This is a genomic window from Nocardia sp. NPDC003726 (assembly GCF_053586955.1).
The window spans coordinates 44,152-63,314 of the sequence record NZ_JBSFNF010000001.1 but is presented as its reverse complement, the minus strand read 5'-3'; the positions used below and the strand labels follow the sequence as shown (position 1 = coordinate 63,314).

The 19,163-nt window shown below is 68.6% G+C and carries 19 protein-coding genes; 6 read left to right on the top strand and 13 right to left on the bottom strand.

Annotated features, from left to right (window positions below; all coding sequences use genetic code 11):
- Positions 1-4 precede the first annotated feature (4 nt).
- The 3 genes from thrS (at position 5) to ACWDMM_RS00300 (ending at position 3,811) form a co-directional block, all read left to right on the top strand.
- Positions 5-1,465, top strand: coding sequence for a threonine--tRNA ligase (gene thrS, locus ACWDMM_RS00310; RefSeq protein ID WP_449935238.1), 1,461 nt, complete (start codon positions 5-7; stop codon positions 1,463-1,465).
- An 86-nt stretch (positions 1,466-1,551) separates the two neighbouring features.
- Positions 1,552-2,892, top strand: coding sequence for a cytochrome P450 (locus tag ACWDMM_RS00305; protein ID WP_449935236.1), 1,341 nt, complete (start codon positions 1,552-1,554; stop codon positions 2,890-2,892).
- Positions 2,893-3,193: 301 nt separating this feature from the next.
- Positions 3,194-3,811 carry a TetR/AcrR family transcriptional regulator gene (locus tag ACWDMM_RS00300; RefSeq protein ID WP_449935234.1) on the top strand — a complete coding sequence of 206 codons (618 nt, stop codon included), beginning with the start codon at positions 3,194-3,196 and terminating at the stop codon, positions 3,809-3,811.
- 142 nt (positions 3,812-3,953) lie between these two features.
- On the opposite strand, the gene ACWDMM_RS00295 is transcribed toward ACWDMM_RS00300, so the two are convergent.
- The 11 genes from ACWDMM_RS00295 to ACWDMM_RS00245 form a co-directional block, all read right to left on the bottom strand.
- Positions 3,954-4,622, bottom strand: coding sequence for an ABC transporter substrate-binding protein (locus ACWDMM_RS00295; protein ID WP_449935232.1), 669 nt, complete (start codon positions 4,620-4,622; stop codon positions 3,954-3,956).
- A complete protein-coding gene (locus ACWDMM_RS00290) occupies positions 4,619-4,954 on the bottom strand; it encodes a hypothetical protein (protein WP_449935230.1) in 336 nt (111 codons plus the stop codon). Before ACWDMM_RS00290 ends, ACWDMM_RS00295 begins: the two co-directional genes overlap by 4 nt.
- Before the next feature lie 16 nt (positions 4,955-4,970).
- Positions 4,971-5,312, bottom strand: a complete 342-nt coding sequence (locus ACWDMM_RS00285) for a 4Fe-4S dicluster domain-containing protein (RefSeq protein WP_195081151.1) — start codon at positions 5,310-5,312, stop codon at positions 4,971-4,973.
- Entirely contained in the window at positions 5,312-6,901 is a 1,590-nt protein-coding gene (locus ACWDMM_RS00280; protein ID WP_449935228.1) for an FAD-dependent oxidoreductase, read from the bottom strand. The genes ACWDMM_RS00285 and ACWDMM_RS00280 overlap by 1 nt, the downstream gene beginning before the upstream one ends.
- Positions 6,898-7,626 carry an ABC transporter ATP-binding protein gene (locus ACWDMM_RS00275; RefSeq protein WP_357104903.1) on the bottom strand — a complete coding sequence of 243 codons (729 nt, stop codon included), beginning with the start codon at positions 7,624-7,626 and terminating at the stop codon, positions 6,898-6,900. The genes ACWDMM_RS00280 and ACWDMM_RS00275 overlap by 4 nt, the downstream gene beginning before the upstream one ends.
- The gene (locus tag ACWDMM_RS00270) at positions 7,627-8,469 is read right to left on the bottom strand and encodes an ABC transporter permease (RefSeq protein WP_357206172.1); all 843 of its coding nucleotides are present in this window, start codon (positions 8,467-8,469) and stop codon (positions 7,627-7,629) included.
- A 156-nt stretch (positions 8,470-8,625) separates the two neighbouring features.
- Complete coding sequence (locus tag ACWDMM_RS00265; protein WP_195081147.1) at positions 8,626-8,829, bottom strand: hypothetical protein; 204 nt, start codon at positions 8,827-8,829, stop codon at positions 8,626-8,628.
- 167 nt (positions 8,830-8,996) lie between these two features.
- Entirely contained in the window at positions 8,997-9,884 is an 888-nt protein-coding gene (locus ACWDMM_RS00260; RefSeq protein WP_357104897.1) for a Sir2 family NAD-dependent protein deacetylase, read from the bottom strand.
- A gap of 59 nt (positions 9,885-9,943) precedes the next feature.
- Positions 9,944-10,603, bottom strand: a complete 660-nt coding sequence (gene lexA / locus ACWDMM_RS00255; RefSeq protein ID WP_195081145.1) for a transcriptional repressor LexA — start codon at positions 10,601-10,603, stop codon at positions 9,944-9,946.
- A 93-nt stretch (positions 10,604-10,696) separates the two neighbouring features.
- Positions 10,697-12,991, bottom strand: a complete 2,295-nt coding sequence (locus ACWDMM_RS00250; RefSeq protein WP_357104894.1) for a molybdopterin guanine dinucleotide-containing S/N-oxide reductase — start codon at positions 12,989-12,991, stop codon at positions 10,697-10,699.
- A gap of 54 nt (positions 12,992-13,045) precedes the next feature.
- Positions 13,046-13,528, bottom strand: a complete 483-nt coding sequence (locus ACWDMM_RS00245) for a nitroreductase family deazaflavin-dependent oxidoreductase (RefSeq protein ID WP_195081143.1) — start codon at positions 13,526-13,528, stop codon at positions 13,046-13,048.
- Positions 13,529-13,896: 368 nt separating this feature from the next.
- On the opposite strand from ACWDMM_RS00245, the gene ACWDMM_RS00240 reads away from it, so the two are divergent.
- Entirely contained in the window at positions 13,897-15,216 is a 1,320-nt protein-coding gene (locus ACWDMM_RS00240) for a family 1 glycosylhydrolase (RefSeq protein ID WP_357104891.1), read from the top strand.
- A gap of 34 nt (positions 15,217-15,250) precedes the next feature.
- Entirely contained in the window at positions 15,251-15,445 is a 195-nt protein-coding gene (locus tag ACWDMM_RS00235) for a hypothetical protein (RefSeq protein WP_195081141.1), read from the top strand.
- Positions 15,446-15,450: 5 nt separating this feature from the next.
- Here ACWDMM_RS00235 and ACWDMM_RS00230 read toward each other — a convergent pair whose 3' ends face one another.
- Both ACWDMM_RS00230 and ACWDMM_RS00225 read right to left on the bottom strand, forming a co-directional pair.
- Positions 15,451-16,359: an NAD(P)H-dependent flavin oxidoreductase gene (locus ACWDMM_RS00230; RefSeq protein WP_323124278.1), complete on the bottom strand. Its 909-nt coding sequence runs from the start codon at positions 16,357-16,359 to the stop codon at positions 15,451-15,453.
- Between the two features lie 119 nt (positions 16,360-16,478).
- A complete protein-coding gene (locus tag ACWDMM_RS00225) occupies positions 16,479-17,177 on the bottom strand; it encodes a TetR/AcrR family transcriptional regulator (RefSeq protein WP_449935219.1) in 699 nt (232 codons plus the stop codon).
- A gap of 187 nt (positions 17,178-17,364) precedes the next feature.
- Between ACWDMM_RS00225 and ACWDMM_RS00220 the strand changes: the two genes are divergently transcribed.
- Positions 17,365-19,086 carry a GMC family oxidoreductase gene (locus ACWDMM_RS00220; RefSeq protein WP_357104887.1) on the top strand — a complete coding sequence of 574 codons (1,722 nt, stop codon included), beginning with the start codon at positions 17,365-17,367 and terminating at the stop codon, positions 19,084-19,086.
- Positions 19,087-19,163 lie beyond the last annotated feature (77 nt).

Genomic DNA, 19,163 nt, shown 5'->3' with positions numbered 1-19,163 from the left:
CCCGATGTCCTTGTGTTCCAGACGGACTCGATTATGCGCCGGAATCGTCACGCCGGGGGCGTCTTGGAAAACTCCGGTGCGCCGGCGCGGCTGCCTCTGCTACCGTCGCCGGCATGGAGCGCGCTGCTGTGACGACGACGCCGGAATTCGTCCCGGCGCGCTGATCCACGTTCATGCCAGCCCCGGGGCGAGTGCCCCGGGCCTTCTTCTCGTGGTCACTCGCCCCCTCGACGAGGAGACCACCATGCCCGACCATCGCATCCTCGGCCGTGCGCTGAATCTGTTCGACACCGACCCGCTCATCGGCGCGGGACTGCCGTTCTGGCTACCCGACGGCGCGGCCGTGCGCCAAGCCCTGGAGGACTACCTGCGCACCGCCGAACGCCGCGCGGGCTACCAGCACGTGTATTCGCCGGTACTCGGCAAGCGTGAGCTCTACGAATTGTCCGGACACTGGCGGCATTACCGGGAGGAAATGTTTCCGCCGATAATTCTCGGCGGTGAGCAAGTGCTGCTGCGCCCGAGCCTGTGCCCGCACCACGCGCTGCTGTTCCGTTCGCGGGCGCGCAGCTATCGCGAACTGCCCTTGCGCATCGCGGAATTGGGCGGCATGTACCGCTCGGAACTGTCGGGCGTGCTGGGCGGGCTGACCCGGGTGCGCGCGATCCAACTCAACGACGCGCACATCTTCTGCACCCTCGAGCAAGCCGAAGCCGAAGTCGCCGGGGCGCTGGCGATGATCGCCGACGCCTACGCCGCGATGGGTATCCGCGCCGCCCGCTATCGGTTGTCGCTGCCCGGCACCGGCGGGAAATATGCCGCCGCCGCGCGCTTGTGGGAGCGCTCGATCACCTTGCTCACCACTGTCCTCGACGACTGCGGCCTTGATTACGACGCGGTGGAGGGCGAAGCCGCGTTCTACGGCCCGAAGATCGACGTGCAGCTGCGCGACAGCGCGGGACGCGAATCCACCTTGTCCACCGTGCAGGTCGATTTCCATCAACCCGAGCAGTTCGATCTGCGCTACACCGGCGCCGACGGCGCCGCGCACCGGCCGGTCATGGTGCACCGCAGCGTCATCGGCAGCTTGGAGCGGGCGGTGGCCCACCTGATCGAATGTCACGGCGGGCGGTTCCCGGCCTGGCTGGCGCCCACCCAGGTGGTTGTGCTGCCGGTGACCGAGGCTCAGCATCCGGAGGCCGCGCGGTGGGAAAGCCGCTGCCGTGACCGCGGGCTACGGGTGGCGATCTCGCCGGCCGATCGCGGCAGCCTCGCCGCGCGTATCCGCGAACACCGGCTCGTGCCGTATCAGGCGGTCATCGGCGCGCAGGAGGTCGCCGCAGGTGAGGTGGCGTTGCGGCTGCGCGATGGCCGCCGCCCGGGCTCGCTGCCCGCCGCCGAAGCACTCGACCGCATCGCCGCCGCGCTCGCCGCCCCCAGTGCCCGGTTGTGGGACATCTCGTGACGACGGTGTGTAATCCTTGCCACAGCGTGGTACGTACGCGTACCGTACGGGTGGTACATCGAAGTACCACACGAGGAGGTGGGCGCATGCCCGCTGTGCGACTTCCCGACGGGCCATCCACCCCGCCGATCGTGCAGAACCTGCAGGTCCTGACCGGACGCACCCGGACATGGCGGCGCCTGCACGACCGTTACGGATCGGCCTTCACCATCCACATGCCCCGATTCGGACGCGCCGTCGTGCTCGCCGACCCCGCCGAGATCAAAGCCCTGTTCACCACGAGCGCCGACCTCGTCGACAACATCGACGTCAACCTCGGCCAGTTCCTCGGCCCCGGTTCACTGTTCGCCCTCAGCGGCGCCGAACACCGCAAGCAGCGCAAACTGCTCACCCCACCCTTCCACGGCCGCAGACTCACGGTGTACGAAGCGCTCATCGAAGACGAAGCGGTCCGTGAGATGTCCTCCTGGCCCTCGGGCCGGGAGTTCGCGACCATGGACTCGATGATGCGCATCACCCTCAACGTGATCCTGCGCGCGGTCTTCGGCGCCGAGGGAGCGGAGTTCGAGGAACTACGCCGACTACTGCCCAAACTGGTCCTGATCGCCTCCGCCCTCGCCGCCGTCCCGGTCCCCCAGCGGACGCTGGGCAGATTCGGCCCCTGGGCGCGCTTCGCGGCCCACCGCCGCCGCTACGACGAGATCGTCGGCCAGCTCATCGACCGCGCCGCAGCCGAGAACCGCATCGATGAGCGCGACGACGTGCTGGCGATGATGCTGCAAGCCCGCTACGACGACGGCTCGGCCATGTCGCGCGGTGAGATCGCCGACGAACTGCTGACCCTGCTCACCGCCGGGCACGAGACCACCGCCACGACGCTGGCGTGGACGATCGAGCGGCTGCGCAGGCACCCGGACGTGCTGCGCCGCTTGGTCGCCGAAGCCGACGCCGGGGGTTCGCAACTGCGCGAAGCCACGCTGCTGGAGGTGCAGCGAGTGCGGCCTGTGATCGACGCGACGTTCCGCCAGGTTCGGGCCGAAACCGTGCAGCTGGGCCGCTGGACCCTGCCGCGCGGGCAGAAGATCGTGGCCAACATCCGGCTGATGCACGACAACGAGGAACTCTTCCCCGACGCCCGCGCCTTCCACCCCGACCGGTTCGTCGGTGTCCGTCCCGGCACGTTCAGCTGGATCCCGTTCGGCGGCGGCAGCCGCCGCTGTATCGGCGCCGCCTTCGCCACCTTGGAGATGAACGTCGTCCTGCGCACGCTGCTGCGCGATTTCACACTCGAACCCACCACCGCCCGCGACGAGCGCACCCACTTCCGCGGCGTCGCACTGGTCCCGGCGCAGAAGGGCCGCGCCGTGGTGCATCGCCGGACACCCAGCGGGCAAGCGCTCGAGCGCGCCGTCGAGGCCACGGCATGAGCGCACATCTCGACGTCCTTATCGTCGCCGCGCCCACCTGCCAGCCGGTCGGCGGCTACGTACTGCGTGACATCGACCCGCCCCCAGGCGGCTGTGCACGAGCCACGCCCACGACGTGCACGCCCTGCGCTACGGTCGCACCGATGACGGCACCATCGCGTCCCCCGTGGCGGCGCTCTGCCCGACCACGGGAAAGGCCAAGACATCGCGACCCGGTGCTGGGCAATGCACGGCCCGACCACCGCCCTGCGACGCTCGGGCCGGACGCGGCGAACCGAAGGGAGTAACTACCCTGATTCTCGTGACCCGCGCCGCGCCCGTACCCCGCACCGCCGCCGACAACGGCCAGGATCCGGGGTTCCGCCGCCGCCTGCTCGACGCCATGGCCACCGCGGTGCGCGAGCGCGGCTACCAGGACTCCACCGTCGCCGACGTGGTCCGCTACGCCCGCACCTCGCGCCGCACCTTCTACGAGCACTTCACCAGCAAACAGGACTGCTTCATCGCCCTGCTCACCGAGCACAACAAGGACATGATCCAACGGATCGAGGCCGCCGTCGACCCGCACCTGCCCTGGCGCACCCAAGTACGCCAGGCCATCGAAGCCTGGATCCGCACCGCGGAACAAGAACCCTCCCTCACCCTCAGCTGGATCCGTGTCATCCCCGCTCTCGGGGACGACACGCGGCAGCTGCAGCGCGAGGTCGGCGCGGCATTCGTGACGCTCATCCAGAAACTCGCCGACACACCGGAATTCGCGGCCGCCGGACTGCGGCCGCCATCGCGCCAGGTGGCCACGATCCTCTTCGGCGGCTTCCGCGAACTCATCGCCACCACCGTGGAAGACGGCGACGACATCGCGAGCATCGTCGACGTGGCGGTCGAATCAGCGATCGGACTGATCGCACCCCACCGCTGACACCGACCGCTTCGGTGTCACCTTGCGGCATCGACGAACGCTCCGTCGGTCGAAACCGGCACCACCGCGCTGCTGTCGAGCTCGGTGGCCACCGCGACGCGACCCCGGTCGATACTTCCGGACGATGCCGGCCCGGATCGGCTCAGCCCTGTCCGGGCCGCTCCGGCCGGTAGAACCACTCCTCCACACCGAAATCCTCCCGGATCTTCTTCTGCTCCACGAGGAACTGTTTGGTACCCGTCAGCAACTGGACGCCCTGCGGCGCGAAGATCTCGTCGGGAATGTAGCTTTGCCGCGCGGTCGCACGCACCACCGCTTCCGGCGATTTCGACTGCGACACCTCGTAGTTCACGTATTCGTCCCAGTGCTGCTTGGCATACCGGTTGGCCTCGGCGATCACCGACTGCCACGCGGCACCGAACCGAGGATGACTGTCGAGAAAGTCCTGGCTGCTCACCGAAGAGCTGGTGCCGGCCAGATCGGGATGATTGTCGTGAATCGAGTCGACCTGGTGGAAACCCTTGGCCAAGAACGCGTGGAAGAACGACGACGGGTTCACATCCGGCAACGCGACCGCCGCGACGTCACCGCCGTTGAGTGGCGCCTCCGCGTCGGTGGCCAGCAGATGCACCAGCTGCGCCTGAATACCCTCTGCCTTCAGCGCACCCTGCAGATAGCGATCGATATACGAACCCGACTGCACACCGATCTTCCTGCCCGCCAGATCCTTCAGCGTACGGATCGCCGGATCCTTGGCCACCACACCGGCGTTGTAGTTCACCGCCGCGATGGCCAGCAACCGCGTCTTCAACCCGCTGCCGCGCCCACCAGCGCAGGGGTGTCACCGTAGGTGGCGACATCGAGGCGCCCACCGACCAGAGCCTGGTTCAAGTCCGGCCCGTTGGGGAAGCTGTAGACCTCGACGGCGTCCACCCCCAGCGGCTTCAGCGCGGGCAGCACAGCGCCACGCTGATGAGCGAAGCCGACCGGCCCGGTCAGCACGTTGCCGGTGCCGATCGTGCCGATACGGAGGGTCTTGATCTCGGCGCGAGTCGCCGAACCCGCGTCGTCCGACCCACAGCCGGTGAGGACCAGCAGCAAGGCGGACGCGACAGCAGGCACCATCAGCCGAAGTTTGCGCATGATTCGCTTTCGTAGTTCACAGTTCCGACAACCGCGGCGGCGCAGTGCCGTGCGGCAGACGCGGTCCCACCGCGACCAGACTGCCCGGTTTACGGCCGCGGCCCCAGCCGATCTCCTTGCGGTAGCGGCCGATGTGCTCGCCGCGCACGGCGTCGTGATCGGCCAGCGGCGTCGCCTCCGGATCGACGTACAGCGCGTCCGTCGGGCAGTAGGCCTCGCACATGAAACAGGTCTGGCAATCCGATTGCCGCGCGATGACCGGAATGCCGCTGTCGGTGCGGTCGAACACATTCGTCGGGCACACCTCCACGCACTTGTCGCAGGCGATGCAGTCACCCGCGCGCAGGATTTCGATCATCACGCCACCGCCAGGGTGGTGGCCGCCGCCGACGTCGCCGTCCACACCTCGTCGAGCCCGCCGGACAGGATGTGATGGTGCTGCTTGGGGTCCAGATCCGGGTGATCCGCGCGTTTGCTCATCCCCCGCGTCTCGGTGCGCGCCAGCGTCGACCGATACATCAGCCGCCCCACGGCGGTCATGGCCGCCGCCTGCCGAGCACGCACCCGCTCGTCTCCCGTACCGCCGCCCAAACCACGGCTGGCGTCGGCCCACACATCGTCCAGCCGCTCCACCGCGGGCCGGATCCGGTCACCATGGCGCAAGTAGTTCTTTTCGAACGGAATCACCTCTTGCTGCGCCGCCGCCACCACATCCGCGGCCGACACCGACTCCGCGTGCTCCGGCCGCAACCCGGTACGCCCCGCGCCCCGCACATCGGCACTCCCGACCCGACCCGCCCCCAACGCGAACAACGCCGCGCCACGGCCCGCCCAACTGCCCGACGACATCGCCCACGCCGAATTGTGGCTGCCCCCACCGGTGAAACCACCGCAAATCCGTTCCCTGGTCGCCGCGTCACCCGCGGCGTACAGTCCCGGCACCGTGGTGGCGCAGTCGTCGTCGACGACATCGATGCCGCCGGTGCCGCGGACGGTGCCCTCGGCGAGCAGGTCCACCTCGAACCGATCGGTGAACGGATTGATCCCGCGCCGATCGAACTGCAGGAAGAAATTCGGCTGACCCAGCCGCATCTGCGCCTGCACCGCCGCATCGGCCCGATCCAGCCGCGCGAACACCCTCTCCCGCAACAGAGTCCGCGCGATCACCGAACGGCCCTTGGTCGAGCCCGCCCCCTCCAGCACCCGCCCGTCCTCGTGGAAGAACGTCGCATACCCGTAGTAGGCGGTCTTGGTGATCGTCGAGCCCTTCGGCACGATCGCATAAGCGTTGGAGAATTCCATCCCCGAGAACCGCGCACCCACCTCGGCCGCCATCAGCGCGCCGTCACCGGTATCGACATTGGTGCCCAGCGCACGGGACAGGAACGCGCAACCGCCGGTGGCCAGCACCACCGCACCGGCCACCACGCGGTAGTCCCGGTCGGCCTGACGCTGGTAGCCCGCGGCGCCGCGCACCACACCGTCGCCGTCCACCAGCAATTCCAGCGCGGGCGAGTGATCGAGGACGCGCACCCCGGCACGCTTCACCCACGCCCGCATCCGCCGCATGTACTCCGGCCCCTGCACACCGGTGCGGATCTGCTCACCCGTAGCGGGATCGACGGGGAACGGATACCGCCCCTCCACCGCGAGCCGATTCATGTTCGCGTACGTCTGATCGAGTACCCGGTCCATCCAATAGTGGTCGGCCAGATGCCCGCCCAACGCCTCCCGGCTGGCCTTCGCGTTCGCCCGCGCGGTCGCCTCCGGCGCCACGTACCACACGCCGGTGCCGGAAGGGGCGGTGGCGCCGCTGGTCCCGCAGTAGCCCTTGTCCACCAACGTCACCTCGGCGCCGGCCTCGCGGGCATGGATCGCCGCCCAGCAGGCGGCGGGCCCGCCGCCGATCACCAAGACGTCGGTACTGATCTGCAACGGTTCACTCATGCGTCTGCTCCTGTCGGTGCCTCGGGGTTCACGCCGAGTGCGAGCAGCAACCGGCGGCGAAGGTCGGAGAATTCGGGGTCGACCACCGAACGCGGGCGGGCGACGGTGATAGCGAAGGATTCGGCGATGCGGCCCGCACGCAGCACGAGCGCACGATCCGCCAGCAGCAGCGCCTCTTCCACGTCATGAGTCACCAGCAGCACCGACTGCCGGTGCAGCGTCCACAGACGCGCCACCAGAGCCTGCACTTTCAACCGGGTCAGCGCGTCGAGAGCACCGAACGGCTCGTCGAGCAGCAGCAGCTCCGGATTGCGGACCAGCGCCCTGGCCAGTGCGACACGCTGCGCTTCCCCACCCGACAGCGTCGCGGGCCACGCATCCGCTTTCGCGGTGAGCCCCACTTCCTCCAGCGCCGTCAACGCCCGCGCCTTACCGGCCCCGTGGACGCCGAGAACGACGTTGCGCCACACGTTGATCCACGGAATCAGCCGATGCTCCTGGAACACGATCGCCTTCGAACCGGGCACCTCGAACAACCCGCTGAAGCCGCGGTCGAGACCACCGATTCCACGCAGCAGCGTGCTCTTGCCCGAGCCGCTGGCACCGAGCAGCGCGACGAATTCACCCGGCGCGATATCCAGATCCACCCCGCGCAGTACCGTGCGCCCGCCGAAGGCACGCGCCGCCCCGCGGATGCGGACACCGGTTCCGATGGTGGCGGTCATCTACTTCCCCTCGTATCCGGTGCGCCACGCCAGGAACCGATGTTCCAGCACGCGCACGAACAGATCGGTGAGCAACCCAAGCACCGCGTAGATCACCAGGACCAGGAAGATCTGGTCGGTCCGCAGGAACTCCTTGGCATCGTTCATCAAGAACCCGAGACCGACCGGCGTCGTCTGCATCTCCGCGACCACCAAGGTCAGCCAGCCGATGCCGAGCGCCTGCCGCAAACCGACGAAGATCTGCGGCAACGCTCCGGGCAGGATGATCTTCGTGGTCAACTCGAACCTGTTGAGCCCCAGCGACTCCGCCGCCTCCACCAGCCGCCGGTCCACGCCCCGGATCCCCGCCAGCACGTTCAGATAGATCGGGAAGATCGGCGCGACGATGATCAGCGCGATCTTGAACGAATCGCCGATACCGAACCAGATGATGAACACCGGCACCAAAGCCAGCGTCGGCAACATCCGCAACGCCTGCAGCGGACCGTTAACCAGATCCTCGGCGACACGGAACAACCCCGCCGCCACCCCGCACACCAGACCGATGCCGATGCCGATGGCCAACCCGACCGCGACCCGGCGCCCGGAGGCCGCCAGATGCTGCCACAACTCCCCCGACCTGATCAGCTCCCACCCCGCCTCGAGCACCTCCGTCGGCGCGGGAGTGGTCGCCCCCAGCCAGGATCGAGCGCCCAGCTGCCAGATGATCACCGCCAAGACCAAACCGGAAGAAGCCCGCGCCAAGCCGATCAGCCTGCGAGCGAACGGGAACGAGCTCTCGGTCACCGCCTCGACGGAGGCGGAAGGCGGCGCGGAGGTGGCCGGATCCAACTGCAACGTCATCTGACACGGTCCTCACACGAGAAGTACTGTCCGGAACAGTAAGGTGTGCGGACGGTTCACAGAATGATTGCGATCAGCGCGATCCTGAACCCGGGCGCGGGCGCTCTTCCCGCGCCGACCTGCCGCGATCAGGTACGACGCGGATCCGAAATCCAGTCACCCGTTTTCGGTCACGGTGGTGTCGGGGTGCCGACGGCTGGTATCGGGCTTGACGAAGTGCCCGGTGATCGCCGAGCGGTCACGCCGATTGTCCCCAGCGTGCGGCTCGTCCTCACCGAGCGTCGTCCTCGGGTTCTCCGCCGCGGTCTCCTCACTCACGTATTCACCGGTTTCGGCGGAGCGATAGCTCTTCTCGGCCACGGGATCCTCCTTCGATCGCCCCTCATCGGGGCACTGTGTCCACTCCTTCCCCGAATAGCACCGCCACGCCACGGGAAACGTCCCCCTGGTCAATGACCGATGTCCATGCCGGAACGGGTCACACGCGCTGCACCGCGGTCCCGGCCGCAATGAGCACACGATCGGGACTACGCGCGCCCTGCGGGATCGGCCGTGGCCGGCACGCGCGTCCCGTCCAAACACTCGGCGAGCGCGGGCAACACCGTCGAACACCCGCCGTCCAACGTCAGCGCCGCCAGCTCGTCGCCGCGCGTGCGCCCCCGATTGACGATGACGACGCGACGACCGCGCTTTGCGGCGTGGCGCACGAAACGCAATCCCGACATCACGGTCAACGACGACCCGGCCACCAGCAGCACGTCCGCGGCCTCGACCAGTTCGTAGGCCGCGACAACCCGCTCCTTCGGCACGCTCTCCCCGAAATAGACGATGTCCGGCTTCAGCAGTCCGCCACAGCGCTCGCAGTCCACCATCCGGAAGCCCGTGGTGTCGGCGACCACCGCGTCGGCGTCCGGCGCCACCTCCAGCCCATCGGTGGTCACCGCCTCCGCGAAGCCCGGGTTCGCCGCCTCCAGCCGGTCGGCCAGCGACATCCGTGAGATCAGCGATCCGCAACCGAGGCAGCGCACCCGCGCGTAGGTGCCGTGCAGGTCGATCACCCGCCGATGCCCCGCCTTGGTGTGCAACAGATCCACATTCTGCGTGATCAACCCGCTGACCACGCCCATGCGCTCCAGCCGCGCCAGCGCCCGATGCCCCGGATTCGGCCACGATCCGTCCATCCGCCGCCAGCCGACGTGATTACGCGCCCAGTACCGCTGCCGGAACACCGGATCGCCCACGAACTGCTGGTAGGTCATCGGGTTGCGCGGCGGCGAGGACGGACCACGATAATCCGGGATCCCGCTGTCGGTCGAGATCCCGGCGCCGGTCAACGCGACCACCCGGCGCCCGTCCAGCAAGCCCACCAGCCGCTCGAACCCGGCGCCGGACGGCATCCGCACCAACTCCGACATGCCGTTCAGGGTACGACCGCCACGATCACCGCACCCGGCGCACCGCCGATTCGTCGAGGTCAGACCCGCCGCATCACCGACACGACCTTGCCGAGCACCACGGCTTCGTCGCCATCGATCACCTCGTAGGCGGGATTGCGCGGCTCCAAGAACACGTGACCGTTACGCCGCCGGTAGACCTTCACCGTCGCTTCCCCATCGATCATCGCCGCCACGATCTCCCCCGAATGCGCCTCGTGCTGCTGCCGCACCACCACGATGTCACCGTCGCAGATGGCCGCATCGACCATCGAATCACCACGCACCCGCAACCCGAACACCGTGCCGCGGCCGACGAGTTCACGCGGCAACGTCATCGTGTCGTCGGCATGCTCCTGGGCCAGGATCGGAGCGCCCGCCGCGATATCACCCACCACCGGCACCGCCACCGAATCCTCCGCCGTCTCCCGCGCCGAGGCCTGCAAGAACATCCGCACATCGATCGGACGCGACACCGTGCGGCCGCGCCGCAGAAAACCACGCTCCTCCAAGCTCCGCAGATGCTTGGACACCGACGACGCCGACCGCAGACCCACCGCAGCACCGATCTCGCGCGTATTCGGCGGATACCCGTAGCGCTGAACCCAGTCCCGAATCGTGGCGAGAATCCGCTGCTGGCGCGGCGGCAACGTCGAGGTGTCGAGATGCTCGAACGCATCGAGCGGGTCGTATCCGGTCACCCGGGGAATGGTAGAGGCACCGGCCGACACTGCCGACCGGCCATCACACCCGGCACGCCGAAACCCGATACCGCCATCGCCCGCACGGCGACCTCACAGTGCGTCCTCGCCCAGCCTGCCCGGCGGGCGCAGCACAGCCACGTCCGTGAGTGCTCCCGCATAGCGCTCGATCTGCACCATGGTGAGCTGCCCCGCGCACCCTTGGCTGAGCGTCGAGGACGGACGATCGGCGATGAGCACATTCGGATTGCCGTGGCGGCAGAACGCCGGATCCGCCGGATCGGGGTCGTACCACGCGCCCGTGGACAGCTGCGCGACACCGGGCCGCACCCCCTCGTCCACCACCAGGCCGGCCAGGCAACTACCCCGGTCGTTGAACACCCGCACGATGTCACCAGCACACAGGCCACGAGCGCCGGCGTCCGCGGGATGCATCCGGATCGGTTCGCGCCCCGAGATCTTCACCGACTGGCTGTAGGCGCCCACATCGAGCTGACTGTGCAACTTCGTGCGCGGCTGATTCGCCACCAACTGCACCGGAAACCGCTGCGCCACCCGACCACCGAGCCACTCCTCCGGCTCCAGCCACACCGGATGCGGCGGGCAATCGGCGTACCCGAAGCCATCGATGGTCGTCGAGAAGATCTCGATCTTCCCGCTGGGCGTGGCGAGCGGGCATCGGTCCGGATCGGCGCGAAAGTCCGCAGCCAGCACCTGCCGTGGGTCCGGCACCGGAAGCTCGATCGCCTCGCCGGACCAGAACAGGTCGAAATCCGGGAAGTCGTGTCCCGCATCCGACCGCTCGGCACGCCACCGCTCGTACAGATGCCGCAGCCACTCCGCGACGGACCGTCCTTCGGTGAACTCCTTGCCGACCCCCAGCCGATCGGCCGTCTCGGCGAAGATCCGGAAATCGTCGCGCGCATCGGCGGGCGGACGGGTCAACGCGCGCATCGCGAACAACGACCGATCACCCTCTCCCGCACCGAAATCGTCCCGCTCGATCGACATCGTCGACGGCAGCACGATGTCCGCGTGCCGCGCGGTAGCCGTCCAGAACGCGTCGTGCACCACGACCGTGTCCGGGCGTCCGAACGCCGCCCGCAAACGGGCCAGGTCCTGGTGGTGATGAAACGGATTGCCACCACACCAATAGACCAACCGCACATCCGGATACACCAGTTCCCGACCGTTGTACCGATAGGGCGCACCCGGGTTCAGCAGCATGTCCGCGATCCGCGCGACCGGAATGAACGCGTCGACGCCGTTGCGCCCCTGCGGAAGACGAGGCACCGGCCCGCGCGCGGGCTCACCGACGCCCGCGGCCGATCCGTAACCATGCCCGAACCCGCCACCGGGAAGCCCGATCTGCCCCAGCATCGCCGCGAGCACCACACCGGCCCACACCGGCTGCTCACCATGACGCGCCCGCTGCAGCGACCAGCTCACCGTCACCAGAGTCCGGGCAGCGGCCATCTCGCGCGCCAGCATCCGGATGCGCTCGGCCCGCACGCCGGTGATCGCCTCGGCCCACTCCGGATTCTTGACGACTCCGTCCGCCGACCCACGAAGATACGCCGCGAATCGGTCGTAACCGACCGTGTACTCGCGTAGGAACTTCTGGTCGGCCAGGCCTTCCGCGTCCAGCACCTGAGCCAGCGCGAGCATCATCGCCACATCGGTGCCCGGCACCGGCGCGATCCACTCGGCTGCACTCTCCGGCGGGGTGTCGTCGCGCAACGGACTGATCGACACGAACCGGCAGCCCCGGTCTCGCGCCGCCGTGATCCAGCCCCGCATGTTGTGCCGGGAGACCCCGCCCGGTGACACGGCCGCGTTCTTCGGCGACAGACCACCGAAAGCCACCACGAGTTCGGAGTGCTCGGCCAGTACCGCCTTCGCCGTGGCCTGTTGCGTCACCCAGCCGATGTCACCGATGACGTACGGCAGCAGCACCGTCGAGGTGCCCAAGCTGTAGCTGTTCACGTGCCGGACGTAGCCGCCGAGGCAGTTGAGGAAGCGGTGCAATTGGCTCTGCGCGTGATGGAAGCGCCCCGCGCTGGCCCAGCCGTACGAACCGCCGAACACCGCCGCCGCACCGTACCGCCGGTACACCCGGCCGAGCTCGCCGGCCAGCAGGTCCAACGCCCGCTCCCAGGACACCGGAACGAAAGCCTCCGAACCGCGCGGGCCCGGCCCGGGCCCGTTCTCCAGCCAGCCCCGGCGCACATACGGCCGATCGATACGAGTGGGGTGATGCTGCGCCGAAGCGACATTGCCGATCAACGGCATCGGCTCCGGGTCACCACGCCACGGCCGCACCTCCGTGAGCCGTTCCCCGTCGCTGTCCGCCTCGAAGGCCCCCCAGTGGGTCAGATGCGTGGTCACCGCCCCACCGTAACCGTCCGCACCCACCCCGCGCCTCTGCCGATTCGCGTTGCCTCAGTGCGACTTCCGACGCAGCTCGAAGATCCGGAACAGCCGGCCGCCGGAGAGCTCGTACTCCATGGCGTAGCCGGGCCAGAACTCCACCGCCAGATCCCAGACGGACTTGCGCTCCGCGCCGTCTATCTCACGCACCGCGACCAGGAACTGCTCGCCCTTGTGGCGGACCGAGGCGGTATCCGCGGCGCGCAGATTCGCCGACCACGCCGGATGCCGGGGACTACCCCAATTCGAGCCGAGGACGATGAAGTCCGCACCACGTGGCACGTACAGCAACGACGTGGTGCGCGGGATCCCGGTCTTCCGGCCGGGCACGGTGACCTCGATGGAGGGCAGGCCCGCCACATCCAGAACGCCCCTTCGTCCGCCGGTGACGCGCCGGATCAAGCGCTCGAACCGAAGCACGACCGGCGCCGTCCGCATCACCCAGCGGCGCTGGGCGAGCCGTCGGGCTACTCGCGGCAACGGATTCGACACCATGGGCAAATCCTGACACGCCCCAGCTTCCGATCAGGTGACCCAGGCCGTGACCGAGGGGCATCTCACAGCCGATTCGCCCCCTCCGTCTTTGCTGTCTTTTAGGAATGTGGTGTTTGAGGGTCAGCAAAATAGATAGTTAGATGCGAATATCTACGTATCAATATGTAATACCTCACGTCCTGCGTCGGCATCGCGGTCGTTGCGGTTCTCCGCTCCGCAGGACCATTCAGTCCGGGCTCCCCGCCTTCCCCGAGTCCAAGAAAACGGTCAAGCGACCAGTTACCCTGTCCCCCATGCCGCCCTCCCCACCGCGGCCTCGTGCGCCGAGGTATCCACGAGGGCCCGCCACTTCTCGGAACAGGAGTTCGATGCGTTCACACCGCCGCCATCTGTCGGCTGCACTGGCGGCCGTCGCCGCGGTACTGCTCGGAGGCGCCACTCCAGCGGCCGCCCGTCCCGCGCCGCCCGCCGCGGTGGCGCCTATGGGCCCGGATTTCCTCTGGGGCGTCGCCTCGTCGGGATACCAATCGGAAGGCCACGCACCGGACAGCAACTGGTCCCGCTATGTCGCGTCCGGGAAGACGACAGATCCCTACCTGGATTCGATCGACTTCTACTCGCGCTACCGCTCCGACATCGCCCTCGCGGCCGATCTGGGCGTGAAGGTGTATCGCATCGGCGTCGAGTGGGCTCGCCTGCAGCCCGAACCAGGCACCTGGGATCCCGCAGGGCTGAAGTTCTACGACGACGTCGTCGGCGCGATCACCGCGGCAGGCATGCGCCCTATGATCACCATCGACCACTGGGTCTACCCGGGCTGGGCGGTGGACCGTGGGGGTTGGAACAACCCGGGGATCATCGAGGACTGGCTGGCCAACGCACGCGCGGTCGTGGACCGCTACGCGCCGTACCAGCCGCTATGGGTCACGTTCAACGAGCCCGCCTTCTACCTGGTGAACGAACTGCGCAACGGCGGATTGCCGCCCGCGGCGGCGCCCGCGATGCAGGACCGGATCGCCAGGGCCCACGACGGCATCTACGACTACATCCACCGGGTGCAGCCGGGCGCCATGGTGACCAGCAATGTCGCCTACATCCCCGGCGGCGAGGACGTGGTGAACAAGCCGCTGATGGACAGGATCGCCGCGAAGCTCGACTACATCGGCATCGACTACTACTACGGCCTCTCCCCCGACAGCCTCACCGCTTCCGCTAGTTTCACCGAGTTGTGGAAGAACCCGCTGCAGCCGGAGGGGATCTACTACGCGCTGCAGCACTATGCGCGTCAGTTCCCCGGTAAGCCGCTCTACATCGTCGAGAACGGGATGCCCACCGAGAACGGCCTGCCACGCGCGGACGGATACGGCCGCGCCGACTCGCTGCGCGACACCGTCTACTGGCTCCAGCGCGCCAAGGCCGACGGCATGAACCTGATCGGCTACAACTACTGGAGTCTCACCGACAACTACGAGTGGGGTTCCTACACACCGCGTTTCGGTCTCTACACCGTCGACGTCCTGACCGATCCGGCCCTGACGCGCAAGCCGACGGACGCGGTGGCCGCGTACACCGGCATCACCCGCAGTGGCGGCGTCGCGCCCGATTACCGGCCGACCCGTGCGCCGAAGGATTGCTCCCTTGTCGACGTGCCCGCCAGTTGCGCCGATCCGGTCACCGTGCCACGGTGACGCCGCTGGGTACACCATCGCGCGGAGGTGGACGATGACCGACGATCCCATCGAAGTGCTGCGGCGCTGGACCGATTCCGGCGGGATCTGGCGCGTCGCCGGACGTCGATCCGGTTCGGTCACCGTCGCCCTCTACCAGTGCACCGGTGGCGAGGAGGTCGACCGGCTGGTCTCTTCCGATCCCGAGCTGATCCGCTATCTCGGTGACCGAAGCAGCAGCGAGGACTGAAACGCTCAGCTCGCGACCGACCCGGCCGCACCCGCCCACAGCCGCTCCAGCACGCGCGCGACCGGTTCCACGGCGGTGACCAGGCCGACGCCCTCCCCCGCGTCGATGGGCGTGACGGCCGGGTCGGCGGCGGCGAGCGCCGCGGCGAGTGCGCGCTTGGCCGCCGCGTCCATGGCGAGTTCGTCTTCGCGTCCGGTCCACCGATCGGTGAATCCGGTGCGCAAGACTCGCGCGGGAAACCTTGTCGGCCAGGGCAATTCCATTCCCACGTCGTAGGCGCGGGTGAGCACCGTGTCGTCGCCGCGCGCGTCGATCATGGCGCGACGGGCCGCCTCCGGCAGCAGCGACTCCGAACACGCTGCCAGACAGGTGCCGAGCCAGGCGCCACCGGCTCCGGCTCGCAACACGGTGGCCAGGTCCCCCGGTGTGCCGATTCCGCCCGCCGCGAGTACGGGAACCGACGCCACCTCCAGCACCTCCTCCAGAAGCGGCAGCAGCGCGGAGTTCACGGCGCCGTGTCCGCCGCCCTCCACACCGCGGGCGACCAAGAGGCCGACACCGCCGTCTTGCGCACGCCGCGCATCCTGCTCGCTGTACACCTGGGTGGCCGGGACGATCCCCGCGTCCGCGACGCGTGCCGCCCAGTCCAGGTCTTCCCCGAAGCTCACCGAGATCAGTGCGGGACGGGCTGCGATCGCGACCTCCAGCAGACGCGGCTCCTTCGCGACCACCCAGTCGACCAGACCGATGCCGAAAGGGCCGTCGCTGCCGCGGACGTGCGGCAACTCCCGCTCCAGCGCCGCGACCGATCCGGCGCTGCCCATTCCGATCATGCCGAGTCCACCGGCGGCGGTCACCGCCGCGGCGAGCCGTCCGCCCGCCACACCCCCCATCGGCGCGTTGACCAGGGGCATGCGCGCACCCATCCGGTGCGCCCATGCGGTTGCTGCAGACTGTCGGCCGGGCGTCGTCACGCGCTCCATCGCAGCACATGCCGCCGCGACCGCTCACCGGCCCCCGGTCGGCCGGGAGCTCACCCGCGGTGACCGAGCAGGTCCAGCAGTCCGCCGAGCTGGAGTTCGAACAGCTCGTCGCGGTCGGCGAAGGTCTGGGAGCCGTACATGTCGAACACGTCCGCGCTCACCGCCCCGAACAGGCCGACCCAGAACGTCACGCCGCGGACGATCAGCCAGTCCGGTAGGTCGAGCCGGAACTCGTCCCGGATCAGCGCGAAGCTGCCCGCGAGCGGCGCGGATATCCGCGGCTGCTCGCCGGGTGCGGCGAGTCGGCCCGCGCGATGGGCGCGGGCGAACAGGGTGAGCAGCGCGGCGATCACCCTGGTGCCAGGAGCGATGGTCTCGGTGGCGGGCGCGTCGTAGCCGGGAACCGGTGTGCCGAACAGCAACCCGTAGCGGGCCGGCTCGGCCAGCGCCCAGCGCCGCACTGTGCGGCCGAGCACTCGTAGCCCCTCGATCGGATCGTCCCCGCTCTCGGCCAGCGCTTCGTCGACCGCGTCGCCGAGTGCGTTGTAGCCGTCCACGACGAGCAGGGTGAGCAGTTCGTCGCGACTGCGGACATACCGGTAGACGGCCGAGGAGACCACGCCGAGGTCACGTGCCACCGCGCGCAGCGACAGCGCGGCCGCACCCTCGGTCGCCAAGTGCTCGCGCCCGATCCGGACGATGTCGTTCATGGTCTGAGCCCTGGCGCGGGCGCGGGGTGTCGTCGGCATAGCAGAAACGATGCGCGTTTCAGAGAGCGTTGTCAACTATTGCGAGCATCGCTCTGGAATCGGGGCGGACAACTACTGGCAACGCCGAATACCGGAGCGATCCGCCGATTCCGGCCGACTTGCGAACCGTTACTTACCCGGGAGTAGTGTTAGCCGAGTCACTGGCGACACGATCGAGGAGTTCCACATGGACCAGCGGACGACGGATTTCGACGTGCTGATCGTCGGTTCGGGGTTCGGCGGCAGCGTCACCGCGCTTCGGCTGGTGGAGAAGGGGTACAAGGTCGGCGTACTGGAGGCGGGCAGACGCTTCGCCGACGACGAACTGCCCAAGACCAGCTGGGAGCTGAAGAAGTTCCTCTGGGCGCCCGCGCTCGGCTGCTACGGAATCCAGCGCATCCACCCGCTGCGCAACGTCCTCATCCTCGGCGGCGCCGGCGTCGGCGGCGGTTCGCTGAATTACGCGAACACCCTGTACGTGCCGCCGGAGCCGTTCTTCCGCGACCCGCAATGGCGTGACATCACCGACTGGCGCGACGAGCTCACCCCGTACTACGAGCGGGCGCAGCAAATGCTCGGCGTGGTGCGCAATCCGCACATGACGCCCGCCGACGAGGTCTTCAAGGCCGTCGCCGACGACATGGGCGTCGGTGACACCTTCGTGCAGACACCCGTCGGCGTGTTCTTCGGCGAACCGGGTAAGACCGTGCCGGACCCGTACTTCGGCGGCGTCGGCCCGGACCGCACCGGGTGCGTGGAATGCGGGGACTGCATGGTGGGCTGCAAGTACGGCGCGAAGAACACTCTCGTGAAGAACTACCTCTACCTGGCCGAGCAGGCCGGCGCCGAGGTCATCCCGATGACGACGGTCACCGAGCTGCGTCCGCACCCGGACGGCACCTGGGATGTGTCCACCGCGCGTACCGGCGCCTGGATTCGCAAGCAACCGCGCACGTTCACCGCCGCGCACGTCGTGCTCGCCGCGGGCACGCGCGGCACCCAGAAGCTGTTGTTCGCCATGCGGGACAAGGGCGTGCTGCCGGATCTGTCCGACCGGCTCGGCGTGCTCACACGCACCAACTCGGAGTCGATCGTCGGCGCCGCGACCAAGACGGTGCGCCCCGGCACCGACTTCACCAAGGGCGTCGCGATCACCTCGTCCATCCATCCCACCCCCGACACGCATATCGAGCCGGTCCGCTACGGCAAGGGCTCCAACTCCATGGGCCTGCTCCAGACGCTCATGGTGGACGGCGGCGGCCGGATCCCGCGTTGGCTGCGCTTCCTCGGCTTGGTGCTGCGCCACCCGATGAACCTGCTCAGCTTCCTGAGCACGAAGAACTGGAGCGAGCGGACCATCATCTCGCTGGTCATGCAGCACCTGGACAATTCGATCACCACCTACACCAAACGCGGACTGTTCGGCCGTAAGCTGACCAGCAAACAGGGCCACGGCGAACCCAATCCGACCTGGATCCCCGTGGGCAACGACGTCACCAGGCGGGTCGCGGAGAAGATCGGCGGCATCGCCGGCGGTAGCTGGGGCGAGATCTTCAACATCCCGCTGACCGCCCACTTCCTCGGCGGCGCGGTGATCGGGGCCGACGCCGAGCACGGCGTGATCGACGCCTACCACCGCGTGTACGGCTACCCCACGCTCAGCGTCGTCGACGGCGCGGCGGTCTCGGCGAACCTGGGCGTCAATCCCTCCTTGACGATCACCGCGCAGGCCGAGCGGGCGGCGGCGTACTGGCCGAACAAGGGCGAGGTGGACACCCGCCCGCCGGTGGGCACGGGATACCGGCGCATCGCTCCCATCGCACCGGTGCATCCGGCGGTCCCCGCGAGCTCACCCGCCGCGCTCGTGCTTCCGATCGTGGAGATCCGCGAGACGCCCGCCGCAGGATGATTCCGCCCGCCGGGTCCGGTCAGCCGCAATTCGACGGCGGCCGGGCCCGCCGCGGCGGCGAAAATCAGAACCGACCC